We start from the raw sequence: 4,228 nt of genomic DNA, 5'->3' as shown, positions 1-4,228 counted from the left end.
CCACTTGCGGTTGCGCCTATGCCGAGAGCTTCATAGTCACTCATTGCAAACTCAAAAATTCGACCACCATTACCATCGTCTCTAAAACGGCGATTTTGATTGTCTGTTTGTATGGGCGTGGTCGCATCGGTAAACTCAGCTTGCACCACTGCACCTACTACTGCAACTCGCGTATCTTCGCCACCACTACCAATGGCAGTAGCGCCTGCCTCTGAGGATTTATTCAAACTACCTACTGCTGAGCTACTACTGGCTGAGGCTTTGTTGGAACGACCTACTGCTAAGCTAGAATCTCCTGAAGCTGTGTTATTACTACCTAGTGCCGAGCTACCATTACCTGAGGATTCATTCTTAAAACCCACTGCCGAGCTGAAATCTCCTAAGGCTTCGTTTGAACTACCTACTGCTGAGCTAGCAGTACCTGAGGCTACGTTTTCATAACCCATCGCTGCACTATCACTACCTAAGGCTCTATTATCGCGACCCATAGCTGAGCTGGAGCTACCTGAGGCTGTGTTACTACGACCCATCGCTGAGCTATCAGGACCTGAGGCTTCGTTGCTGCGACCCAGCGCTGAGCTATTGTTGCCTGAGGCTGTGTTTTCATAACCTACCGCTGAGCTGGCAACTCCCGAGGCTGTGTTATTACGACCCAACGCTGAGCTGTTGGTACCTGAGGCTTCATTGACATAACCCATCGCTGAGCTGAAACTTCCTGAGGCAGTATTACTACGACCCAACGCTGAGCTATTGTTGCCTGAGGCTCTATTACGATTCCCTAGCGCTGAGCTATCAGGACCTGAGGCTTGACTACCTACTCCAATTGCTACTGCATTCGCACCTGTCGCACCATCGTTGTCAGCATTCGAACTTAAGCCCGTCTCAGTTGAATTAATACTCACGTAACGCGTGGTATCACCGCTTGACTCTGCAACTTGCTTCAGCTGCGCTACATTGACCGCATCGGTATCGGTTGTCCCTGCGGCGACACCTGTAATCTGACGAGTCTGCCAATTGGCACTATCAGCATCGCTGGTATCACCCACACTGACTGCCGCTAAAGTTGATTGCCATGTGGCATCGGTTCTAGTGTCTGCACCGAACCCTGCTACACCTGCATCAACTGTGGTGACGCTGCGCTCTCCTAGAGCCACACTATTAGTAATATTAGCCGTCGCGTTTGAGCCAATGGCTAAGCTATTATCAGCTGAAGCGGTGTTACTAAAACCTATTGCTGAGCTACGCTCGCCTTGAGCATTGTTACTACTACCTATCGCTGAGCTATCAAGAGCTGAAGCGGTGTTGTTAAGACCTATCGCTAAGCTATTAACACCTGAAGAAGTACTCCTATTACCTACTGATGAGCTATTAACACCTGAAGAAGTATTCCTATTACCTACTGCTACAGAATTAATACTTGGAGAATTATTATCATTGCCTACTGCTACACCTTCAATACCTACAGAAGTGTTATTATTATTACCTACTACTACAGCACCAATACCTCTAGAAGTATTATTTAAGCCGCAAGCGACGTTCCTTATTCCACTAGCAGTACTACCTCCTCCATCACCATTTACGTCGACACACACAAATGCCTGAGCACTTATCGTTGTCAGACCTAGTGTCAGACCCAATGCACCGCTTATCGCCATCGCTATCGCACGGTGTCGTAGTGTTGCACCTGTCGTACTAGCTGGTACGGTACCCGTTGTAGATTTGCTAGATTTGCCACCCGATTTGGTGATTTCACTCACTGCCACATAGCAGCCTGTTGAACGATTGAAGATAACGCGGTAGACGTGGTTTAGCATAATTGAGTCCTGATATCCTTATTCGATTAAATAACTAATTTGCAAATATTTTTTTGATAATATTTACATATTTATTCACAACGCTACGAAAGCAAATAAGGCAGACATTGTTTATAGAAATCTTTTAGTTACATGAGATTACTTAAAGTAATAATTCGGTTATAGTATAGATAAATTATGTACCGTTTGTAATAGTATAAATGTACTAGTCAGACCAAAGAGTAGATAAATCAATACTGACAAAACAAATGCTTAGACAAATCACTATTATCTATTTGTTAGATTTCGATACTTTAATAGAGGCTATTGTCTGTAAAACGGTATCTCAATAGCCTAAAAAACAAATCAATTCTGAATATACCGGTATCTTGACTTTACAAAAGGGATCTTAATGCCAAAAGATAGTTTGGAAAAAAATATTCTATTGGTTGATGACCACGCTCTATTTCGCGCAGGTCTACGTCTAATACTTGCCAGTAAGATAAAAGCCGCTATACATGAGATTGAAAAGATTAGTGACGCTAAGACGCTTGAAATCGACATTGATGTCATATTGTTGGATGTTCATCTGCCAGGTCTAAACGGTATCGATGGAATGAGTGTATTGCAGCAGCAATGGTCAGATGCACGTATTATGCTACTGTCCGCTGCTAGCAATCATGAGAATATCAATCAAGCACTCGATCAAGGGGCGAGCTGCTTTTTGAATAAAAATACAGATCCCGCTCTTATATGCAAAACAGTTCAGTCTTTGCTCGATAATCGATCGATTACCAACGCTCAGTATGCTTTAAACACAAACTCTGAGATAGTGACCCAAGCCAAACCTATACTGAGCACTAGAATGCTAGAAGTCCTAGCACTTATGGCGGAAGGTCATAGCAATAAATATATTGCAGAAAAACTAGTACTAAGCGAGAACACCATTCGCAATCATGCTGCCGCATTGATGGAACATTTTGGCGTTAACAATCGCACCAAAATGATTCTTGCCGCTCAGCAAGCCGGGTATTTGAGTCAGTAGGATAGTATGAGCTGTTTTATTAGTCACCTTCACATTATATTTATAAAGTATGACAATAGACTATGTTTAAAGATGACATTCAGGCGTTACCTGGTATTATTCCTGATGGCTACGATTCTAAGCTGATACTTGCAGAGCAGATTAGACTGGTAATGAGACATTTACCATTAGCATTGTTAGGGACTGTTTTTACAGCGTTGTGCTTTTTTGCAACGATGTTTATTACGTATGATCTTAATACCAATCAAAAAATATTAAATATAGTTTGGTTAATTTATCAGGTAATAATATTGGGTATGCTGTTGTTTACTATACAACTTATACTTAAAAAGACTGACAGTCTTAGTATCTTATTTTTGAAAAGAGTATTTAGGTCTTTTGCTATTTTGTTTTCGTTCGCTATGGCTTTTGGAGTTTTTGCTTTTGTAAGCATGCTTTATCGTGTGCCTTTAATGGAGCTAAATGCCGCCAAAGCAATGATCCTGATTTGGATCGTTTTTCATATTGTTATCATTAGTGTCTGCTGGCTGAACTGGCAAAAGGTAAAAATATTAGCCTATGATGCTCAAATCAGATTAGATAAGCCATTGTCAGATAACCGCATTCAGCAGGTATCTTCGACCTCGTCCGTCCCTATCAGCCATATAAACCACTTGTCTCACTATGCTGCTTATAACGTGCTATTTATGTGTACACTTGCAGTTGCCTGTTTATGGGCACTGGCTATAGGCAAAGCATTTATGACTAATGTGCAAAATGCAACACAAGTTATTGTACTTCTGGGATTGCATTTTGGACTGCTCAGCGGTGGTATTTCAAGTTTAGCAATGTTCTGGCGGGTCTATATTGCATACGCTGTGCCTAGTGTTTTTATGTGGACATTTTTGCTATTTTATTTAGATGAAACAGGCTTTGCTATCTTAGCTATCGCTGTTATTGGTCTGCTCTTATTTAATATTTTCTTTGCCAAACATACCTCGCTCAATACCTTAAAAGCTATTTTAATCTACCTAGAAAACCAAAGCTTAGTCACTCAGCTTCAGACAAAAACTCAGCAATTAGAAAAAGCAAATCTAGCTAAAACACAGTTTTTGGCGGCGGCGAGTCACGATTTGCGTCAACCAGTACATGCCTTGAGCTTATTTATCGAGGCACTTGTTGATACCGATCTTGATAGTCATCAAGCGCAGATAGTGGATTATGCCAAATCTGCTAGTCAATCGAGTCGGGAGATGCTCAATACTATATTGGACTACGCGCATGTAGAATCAGGACAAATGAGCCCGCATTTTGTACCCACTGATATTGATAGTATCATTCGGCATCTGGTTGATGAGTTTGGCCTGCAAGCTAAAAGCAAAGGACTATCGCTACGATACAAGTCTACTGG

The 4,228-nt window shown here is 41.9% G+C and carries 3 protein-coding genes; 2 read left to right on the top strand and 1 reads right to left on the bottom strand.

Annotated features, from left to right (window positions below; translation table 11 throughout):
• Positions 1-1,814 (bottom strand): ESPR-type extended signal peptide-containing protein (locus ACTXGO_RS10355; RefSeq protein WP_443574374.1); only part of this gene is annotated, 1,814 nt, incomplete at its 3' end.
• A 391-nt stretch (positions 1,815-2,205) separates the two neighbouring features.
• Between ACTXGO_RS10355 and ACTXGO_RS10350 the strand changes: the two genes are divergently transcribed.
• Positions 2,206-2,838, top strand: coding sequence for a response regulator transcription factor (locus ACTXGO_RS10350; protein WP_443574372.1), 633 nt, complete (start codon positions 2,206-2,208; stop codon positions 2,836-2,838).
• 62 nt (positions 2,839-2,900) lie between these two features.
• The coding region (locus tag ACTXGO_RS10345; protein ID WP_443574370.1) for a sensor histidine kinase at positions 2,901-4,228 on the top strand (1,328 nt) is incomplete at its 3' end.

The sequence above is a fragment of the Psychrobacter sp. T6-1 genome (assembly GCF_052258445.1).
Note: the sequence above shows the minus strand (reverse complement) of the source record. Positions and strands in the feature narration are given on the sequence as shown.